Origin of the sequence: Mesorhizobium sp. M4B.F.Ca.ET.089.01.1.1, assembly GCF_004022605.1 — a bacterium.
In the GTDB taxonomy this organism is placed as follows: domain Bacteria; phylum Pseudomonadota; class Alphaproteobacteria; order Rhizobiales; family Rhizobiaceae; genus Mesorhizobium; species Mesorhizobium abyssinicae.
Window position 1 is genome coordinate 1 of sequence record NZ_RZOS01001577.1, and the last position, 389, is coordinate 389.

The following is a 389-nucleotide window of genomic DNA, read 5'->3' on the forward strand; positions in this document are numbered from 1 at the left end:
GCGTCATCCTGATCCTCTACGGCGCGCTCACCAACACCTCCATCGGGGGCCTGCTCTTAGCCGGCATCCTCCCGAGCCTCTTCGTCGCCGCCGTGATGATGGTGACGACTTGGATCGTCGCCCGGCGCCACAATTTCCCTCGCCTCGAGACGAAGTTCGACGCGCGAGAGGTCGGACGCGACACGCTGTTGGCTCTGCCCGCGCTCGCAATGCCGCTCATCGTGCTCGTCACCATCGTTGGGGGCTTCGCTACAGCGACGGAAGCTTCGGCCATAGCGGTCGTCTATTCTTTCCTCATCGGCACCCTCGTCTATCGGGAGCTCTCTTTAAACGATCTCTACCCAGCGGTCGTCGGAGCGGTGACGACGACCGGGGTGATCATGATGATC

At 62.5% G+C, this 389-nt stretch carries 1 protein-coding gene; it reads left to right on the forward strand.

The features are described from left to right. A partial coding sequence (locus tag EN780_RS38365; protein WP_128276687.1) for a TRAP transporter large permease subunit occupies positions 1-389 on the forward strand: 389 nt, incomplete at both ends.